The sequence below is a fragment of the Falsochrobactrum shanghaiense genome (assembly GCF_003149535.1).
In the GTDB taxonomy this organism is placed as follows: Bacteria; Pseudomonadota; Alphaproteobacteria; order Rhizobiales; family Rhizobiaceae; genus Brucella; species Brucella shanghaiense.
Window position 1 is genome coordinate 829356 of the sequence record NZ_QGDB01000001.1, and the last position, 6817, is coordinate 836172.

Here is a 6817-nt window from a genome sequence, read left to right on the forward strand (position 1 = left end):
CGTGAGCAGCGAACAGCCCGAGCGCCTCGACCGCCTGATGCAGATTGCGCGTTTGCGGCTGCGGGAAGCGTGTCTGGATACGCCTGATCTTGATGCGCGCCTTCTCGTGGAATGGGTGACGGGGACGACGCGGCTCGATCTGATCGCCTCTCCCGAACAGCGCGTGGATATAGAGCAGGTGGCAAGGCTTCATGCGGCACTGGAGCGGCGGGCGAGTGGCGAGCCGGTGCACCGGATCATCGGCATGCGCGAGTTTTACGGCCTGCCGTTCAGGCTTTCATCGCAAACGCTCGAACCTCGACCTGACACCGAAGCGCTGGTCGATCTTGTCGCGCCGCATGTTCAGGCTTTGATCGACCGTCATGGCTGCGCCGATATGCTCGATATGGGAACGGGAACGGGAGCGATCGTCATCGCGCTGCTGCACCGGTTTGCGAAGCTTTGCGGTGTCGGGCTCGATATATCCGAAGATGCGCTGGCCACGGCGCGAATCAATGCCGAAACCAATGCTGTCAGCAATCGCTTTGCCGCGCTCAAAAGTGACTGGTTTGCCAATGTCAGCGGAAGATTTCATCTGATTGTCTCAAACCCGCCCTATATTCCGCAGGAGGAAATAAAGGGACTGGCGCGTGAGGTGCGCGAGCACGACCCGATCGCCGCGCTCGATGGCGGTATCGATGGATTAGATTTTTATCGCGCTCTTGCACAGGGGGCTGCACAATACCTATATAGGGATGGAATGATTGCCGTTGAGATTGGCGCAGGCCAGTTTGACGATGTTCTCGCACTTTTTGAAAGTGCCGGTTTTTCTCTGGTCGATGCTGCAAGCGATCTGGGCGGACACCGCAGGGCGATGATTTTTGCCTTTGCGCAAGCGCTTTAAAAAACACTTGCAGACGAACAAAAAAACACTTGGAATTTACGGCGAAGCCGTTTAGTTTCCAGCCACCGAGACAGCCAGAATGGTTTTGCCCGCTTGAGGGCGGTGGCGGAAATCCTTCATGACGATTCAAGTCGTGCTCCCTTGAGAGATGGTTTCTTCCAAAGGGATGGTTTGTACGGAAGCGCAAGACTTTCAGAATTATTTCCGGAAACTATGATTTTCGGAGAGAGTCGTGTGCGTAACGCTAACCCGCAAGGTTCATGTTGTTCGTAATGAAACAACGGGAATTCAGGAATATTCGATATGCAGGAAGTTCAGGGTGTACTTCCTCCATGGTTCGATAATGCAAAGCCGGTGGCTGTTTTGGCTACGGATTTCTACACCCTTTAATCTGAAAAGAGATGATTATGAGGCCAGCACAGCAGAACAGGCGTATGCGCGGACGGGGGAATAACAACAATAATAATAATAATCGCAAAGGCCCCAATCCTCTGTCGCGCAATTATGAAAGCAATGGCCCGGACGTGAAAATCCGCGGTAACGCCCAGCATATTGCAGAAAAATATACCACTCTGGCACGCGACGCGCAGGCTTCCGGCGACCGTGTCATGGCGGAAAACTATCTTCAGCACGCCGAACATTATAATCGCATCATCATGGCTGCCATGGCGCAGAACAATATCCCGTTCCAGCGCGAAGAGACATTCGATAATGACGGGGCCGATGAAGACGAGGCGGGTTTCAGCCCTGCCGCTTCCAGCCCGCAGCCAGCCAGCGGCACCGGACCCCAGCCTGTTATCGAAGGCACTCCGGCAGAAGTTATTTATGGCGAGGAAAACAGCGAAGGCCGTTCGCAGCAGCGTGAGGGGCGCGAACAGCGTCGCCCTGTCCGGGGCCGCCGCCCGCAACGCGAACGCTTCAATGCGGAAGAGGGCTCCGAGCAGCCTTCCGTGGAAACTCCAGCCGCTGCGGCGCAAGCCGACAGCGCTCCTGTAGCGCAGGCACCTGTACCCGCTCCGGCACCAGAATCCGTACCGGCAGCGCCCGTCGAGGAAGCCGAGCCTGTGGCGGCTGCGAAAGAACCCGCCCCGGCTGCGAAAAAAGCTGCGCCCAAAAAAGCTGCGGCTGCGACGGTGGAGAATGGCGAAGAAGAAGAGGGAGCCGTGCGCCGCACGCGTCGCCCCGGTCGTCCGCGCCGCGTGACCAAGGAAAGCGAAGCCAGCGAAACGCCAGCGGCGGAAACGGTGGCTTCCGAAGCCTGATCGTTCCGGACCGAAAATGGATTTATGAAATGGCGCGGTTTTCCGCGCCATTTTATTTTTGGAAACCTGCCCTTTTGTTGCCCTTGCCGAAGCCCGGATGCCTTCCCATATGCCTTGACGGATAGGGAACCTGCCGCAAATGTTGTTTGGCGCATATCCGACGCAAAACCGTTTCATACTTTTGCCGGGAATGCTCAAACGGGGGTTCCGTCACCAAACATCTTCCGATGCCATATTGGGTCGGAGGGAAAAGGAGACATCATGAATATTGAAAAATACACGGAGCGGGTTCGGGGCTTTATTCAATCGGCACAGACCTTCGCCCTTTCATCCAGCAATCAGCAATTTACACCAGAGCATCTGCTCAAAGTCCTCGTCGATGATGATGAGGGGCTGGCCGCATCGCTCATCGAGCGGGCGGGCGGACGCGTCAAGGACGTGCAGGCCGGCTTGCAGAGCGCGCTTGAAAAGCTGCCCAAGGTAACGGGCGGCAATGACCAGCTTTATCTGGCGCAGCCATTGGCAAAGGTCTTCACGCTTGCGGAAGAACTCGCCAGCAAGGCGGGTGACAGTTTCGTCACCGTCGAGCGGCTTCTGAGCGCGCTTGCAATCGAAAAATCCGCAAAAACATCCGAAATTCTTTCCAGTGCCGGGGTGACACCCACCGCACTTAACAAGGCTATCAATGATATGCGCAAGGGTCGTACCGCCGATTCGGCTTCCGCTGAAAGCAATTATGATGCTTTGAAGAAATATGCGCGCGATCTGACCGAGGATGCACGCTCGGGCAAGCTCGATCCGGTGATTGGCCGCGACGAGGAAATCCGCCGCACCATTCAGGTTCTTTCGCGCCGTACCAAGAACAATCCGGTGCTGATCGGTGAGCCCGGCGTCGGCAAGACGGCAATTGCAGAGGGTCTGGCGCTCAGAATCGTCAATGGCGATGTGCCCGAATCACTCAAGGACAAGCAGTTGATGGCGCTCGACATGGGCGCGCTGATTGCGGGGGCGAAATATCGCGGTGAATTCGAGGAGCGGCTCAAGGCCGTGCTGTCGGAAGTGCAGACGGCCGCGGGGCAGATCATTCTCTTCATCGATGAAATGCATACGCTGGTCGGCGCTGGCAAGTCCGATGGCGCGATGGATGCGTCTAATCTTCTCAAGCCGGCGCTTGCGCGTGGTGAGTTGCACTGCGTGGGCGCGACCACGCTTGAGGAATATCGCAAATATGTCGAAAAGGATGCGGCATTGGCGCGGCGGTTCCAGCCGGTATTCGTCAATGAACCGACCATCGAAGACACGATCTCTATTTTACGCGGACTCAAGGAAAAATACGAGCAGCATCACAAGGTGCGCGTCTCGGATTCGGCGCTTGTTGCGGCAGCGAGCTTATCGAATCGTTATATCACCGACCGCTTTTTGCCGGACAAGGCCATCGATCTGGTCGATGAGGCTGCGTCGCGCCTGCGCATGCAGGTGGATTCCAAGCCGGAAGAACTCGATGAAATCGACCGCCGCGTCATGCAGCTCAAGATCGAGCGCGAGGCGCTGAAGGTCGAGACGGACACAGCTTCGCGTGATCGCTTGCAGCGCCTTGAAAAAGAACTGACCGATCTGGAAGAGGAATCAGCGGAACTCACGGCCAAATGGCAGGCGGAAAAGCAGAAGCTTGGCCTTGCCGCCGATCTCAAGGGGCAACTCGAAGAAGCGCGCAATGCCCTTGCCATCGCGCAGCGCAATGGCGAGTTCCAGAAGGCGGGCGAACTGGCCTATGGCAAGATTCCGCAACTTGAAAAGCAGCTTGTCGAAGCGGAAAGCCAGGAAAATCGCGGTTCGCTGCTTGAAGAAACCGTAACGCCCGACCATGTCGCGCAGATCGTTTCGCGCTGGACCGGCATTCCGGTCGACCGGATGCTGGAAGGCGAACGCGAAAAGCTCCTGCGCATGGAAGATGAAATCGGCAAGCGCGTCATCGGGCAGGGCGAGGCGGTTCAGGCTGTCTCCAAGGCCGTGCGCCGGGCGCGCGCGGGTCTTCAGGACCCCAACCGGCCCATCGGCTCGTTCATCTTCCTTGGCCCCACGGGCGTCGGCAAGACGGAACTGACCAAGGCGCTGGCATCGTTCATGTTTCAGGACGATACGGCTATGGTGCGAATCGATATGTCGGAATTCATGGAAAAGCATTCCGTGAGCCGGCTGATCGGCGCGCCTCCGGGCTATGTCGGCTATGAGGAAGGCGGTGTGCTTACCGAAGCCGTGCGTCGCAGGCCCTATCAGGTGATTCTTTTCGACGAGATCGAAAAGGCGCATCCCGATGTGTTCAACGTGCTGTTGCAGGTGCTCGATGACGGAAGGCTGACCGACGGTCAGGGCCGCACGGTCGATTTCCGCAATACGATCATCATCATGACGTCGAATCTGGGTGCAGAATATCTCGTCAATCTGGGCGAGAACGACGATGTGGACAGTGTTCGCGACGAGGTGATGGGAGTTGTGCGTTCGGCATTCCGCCCGGAATTCCTCAACCGTGTCGATGAGATCATCCTGTTCCACCGCCTGCGCCGCGACGATATGGGTGCCATTGTCGACATCCAGCTCCAGCGTCTCCAGAATCTGCTGGCCGACCGCAAGATCAGCTTGCAGCTTGAGCCGGATGCGCGCGAATGGCTGGCGAACAAGGGGTATGATCCTGCCTATGGCGCTCGCCCGCTCAAGCGGGTGATCCAGAAGGAGGTTCAGGACCCGCTCGCTGAGCGCATTCTGCTCGGCGACATTCTCGACGGTTCCATCGTCAAGATATTGACCGGCTCGGATCGGCTCAACTTCCGCCCGATCCACGTTGCGGACGACAGCGACACGGAATCGGAAAAAGCACGGGCATAAGACGGGTCGACCTTGCCCGCAGAACGCCGCAATCAACAATTGCGGCGTTTCTGTAATTTTAAATGGTTGAAGAGACGGCCATTTTCATGTCCAGTTCATCTGCCATGGGCTGTTATAGGTAAAATATTAACCATATTTCCGCATCCATGAATATTGGATCATTCAGGGTTTCCTTCATGGCGCATTCCATACGCATGTCTCGCTTCGCATTGTTCGGCACCGCCATGGCGCTCGCTTCCGGCGGCAGCGCCTTTGCGGAAGACGACCATTCATTGAGTTCCGCTCCGCAGCCGGTGCAGCTTGCGCAATTGTTCGATTTTGGCGATGGCGATCGGGGTGTGCAGGTCTATATCGATGAGTATGGCCGTCAGGTGACAGTCGACCGGCGCGGGCGCGTATTGCATATCGAGGAACCACGTCGCCCGGGATGGTCGAGACGGAATGTCCGGTCACAGGAAGAAAACTGGACGCTCGACGGTCCCGTCGATGGCGGCGCGCCTTATGACGGGTTTGGCGATGTGCCGGAAGATCCTAATTATTACCCCGAAGCGCCCGCAGCGCCGGGTTATGATTATAATCGCGATGGGCAGGTCCAGCGTTCCGAACTGCCGCCGCCGGGTTCGGGCTATCCCGATTCGGGTGCTCCAACCGCCAGCATTGATCGCGGTTATGGCGAGCCGGATTATGGCCAGCCATCGGTCCAGCCGCGCGCAATTCCCGATGCAGGCGACATGGCGCCCGCCATCGAAATGCCAAAAGGGCAGGGGGCCAAGCAGAAAATCGCAGCCTACCAAGTGCTGCTTGATCGGGCAGGCGCGTCTCCGGGGGTTATCGATGGGCGCTCCGGCTCCAATGTCGACAAGGCCGCTGCCGCTTATAGTGAAATGACCGGCAAATTCCTCGATCCATCCGATGAAGCGGCGATCAATGCGGAGCTGGAAGCAACCGGCGGTGCCGCATTCACTGAATATACGATCACCAATGAAGATGTGGGTCGGCAATATGTGGCCTCCATCCCGGATGATTATGCGCATAAGGCGCAGCTTCCGGCGATGGCCTACACATCTGTGACCGAGATGCTCGCCGAAAAATTCCATATCGATGAGCCTTATCTCAAGGAGATCAATCCCGGCGTGAACTTCAACCATCCGGGAACCACCATCAAGGTGCCCAATCTGGGCAAGCCGGTGCGCACGCAGGTGGCGCGAATCATTGCGGACAAAGCGCGCAAGCAGGTGCGTGGTTACGACGAGAATGGCAATCTCGTGGTTGCCTATCCTTCGACCATCGGATCGTCCGACAACCCGTCGCCTTCAGGAAATGTTCAGGTGCAGCGCATCGCGATCAACCCGAACTATACCTATAATCCGAAAATCAATTTCAAGCAGGGCAATAATGACAAGGTGCTGACCATTCCGCCCGGCCCGAACGGCCCTGTCGGAACAGTCTGGATCGCGCTGTCAAAACCGACTTACGGGATTCACGGCACGCCGGAACCTTCGCGAATCGGCAAGACCTCCAGCCATGGTTGCGTCCGTCTGACCAATTGGGATGCGGAGGAACTCGCCAAGCTGGTGAAAGCCGGTGTTTCGGTGGAGTTTACCGAATAGAGCATTTCCAGCAAAAGTGTGAAACGGTTTTGCGTCCGGATAATGCGTAAAAAACAAATAGATAGTGCGGTTCCAACGATTCCGTTTAAACAGGAACCGCTCTAGCATTACAGTTGCGTTTTTGATTTGATGTGTGCTCGTTGTGCAGTTGCCTGATGTGCTCGTCGCCAGAGCGACCA

At 57.0% G+C, this 6817-nt stretch carries 4 protein-coding genes; all 4 read left to right on the forward strand.

Translation table 11 applies throughout. The features are described 5' to 3' along the window. The first annotated feature begins 1 nt into the window (after position 1). The 4 genes from prmC to DKP76_RS03990 all read left to right on the forward strand — a co-directional run bounded on the left by prmC (position 2) and on the right by DKP76_RS03990 (position 6638). On the forward strand, positions 2 to 883 hold the full coding sequence (gene prmC / locus DKP76_RS03975) for a peptide chain release factor N(5)-glutamine methyltransferase (RefSeq protein ID WP_199224736.1): 882 nt from the start codon (positions 2 to 4) through the stop codon (positions 881 to 883). A 407-nt stretch (positions 884 to 1290) separates the two neighbouring features. Continuing rightward, the gene (locus DKP76_RS03980; protein WP_109705088.1) at positions 1291 to 2145 is read left to right on the forward strand and encodes a DUF4167 domain-containing protein; all 855 of its coding nucleotides are present in this window, start codon (positions 1291 to 1293) and stop codon (positions 2143 to 2145) included. A gap of 261 nt (positions 2146 to 2406) precedes the next feature. After that, positions 2407 to 5028: an ATP-dependent chaperone ClpB gene (clpB, locus tag DKP76_RS03985; RefSeq protein WP_109705089.1), complete on the forward strand. Its 2622-nt coding sequence runs from the start codon at positions 2407 to 2409 to the stop codon at positions 5026 to 5028. A gap of 176 nt (positions 5029 to 5204) precedes the next feature. Beyond that, a complete protein-coding gene (locus DKP76_RS03990) occupies positions 5205 to 6638 on the forward strand; it encodes a L,D-transpeptidase (RefSeq protein ID WP_109705090.1) in 1434 nt (477 codons plus the stop codon). Positions 6639 to 6817 lie beyond the last annotated feature (179 nt).